The following is a 1,051-nucleotide window of genomic DNA, read 5'->3' as shown; positions in this document are numbered from 1 at the left end:
GCGCTGGCAGTCGCCGCCGCGCTGGTCTTCTTCGCGCCGCTGGGTGGCGCGCCGTGCTCGCTGTGGCCGTGGACCGGTGGTGTCTCGGTGGCCCTGCGCGACGGCGAGTGCGTCGGCTACAGCGACAACGCCGCGCAGCTCTTCGCCGACGATCCCGAGCTGACGGCCATGCAGCGCGAGGTGTTCCGGCTCAACGAGCAGGCCACGAAGGCCCGCGCGAGCAACCCGGACCGGCCGCTGGTCTCGCTGGTGTACTTCGCCGGTCTCAGCTACGCCGACACCAATGTGCGCTACCCGCACGCCCAGGTCGAGGAACTGGCCGGGCTCGCGGTGCAGCAGCGCCGCGCGCTGCTGGCCTCCGACGAGTCGGAACCGTTGCTGCGCGTCGTCATCGCCAACGGCGGCTCGGACATGCGCCAGGCGAGCTGGGTGGTCGAGCACGCGCTGCGCGGCCTGGTGGCCGATGATCCCAGCGTGCTCGGCGTGGTCGGCATCGATCGCAGTACCGACGAGACCCGCACGGCGATCGCCCGGCTCGGCGAACTCGGCGTGCCCGCGGTCGCGACGACGCTGTCGGCCGACGGCCTGGACCGGGCCTCGCCCCTGTACTTCCAAGCGGCGCCGAGCAATACGGTGCAGGCCCGGCTGGTCGCCGACTACGTCCAGGGCGCACGCGAGCCGAACGGCGCCCCGCGCTACGACAAGGTGACGATCTACCACCCCGAGGCGGCCGACGACCTGTACGTGACGACCCTGGTCGCCGATCTGCAGGCCGAGCTCGCCGGCCGCGGTGTCGCCCAGCAGAGTCTGAGCTGGCGCGAACAGCAGGAGCTGTACCGGTTCCCCGCGCCGTGCGAGACCGAGGGTGCCGACCGGCGCACCCTGCTGTTCTTCGCGGGCCGCAACGCTGATTTCCCCACCTTCGCCAAGGCGGTCAGCCGCGGCTGCCTCAGTGGCGCCGGACCGGCGATCCTCGGCAACGACGCGGTCACCCGGCTGATCACCGACCCCAAGGCCACCGCCGCGCTGCCGGCCAACCTGACGGTGCGCT

At 72.4% G+C, this 1,051-nt stretch carries 1 pseudogene; it reads left to right on the top strand.

Going from position 1 to position 1,051, the window contains the following annotated elements:
- A pseudogene (locus ACWDNU_RS46970) lies at positions 1–1,051 on the top strand (hypothetical protein); the annotation flags it as partial.

It is taken from the genome of Amycolatopsis sp. NPDC003676 (assembly GCF_053587275.1).
This window is presented reverse-complemented; position numbering and strand designations above follow the sequence as displayed.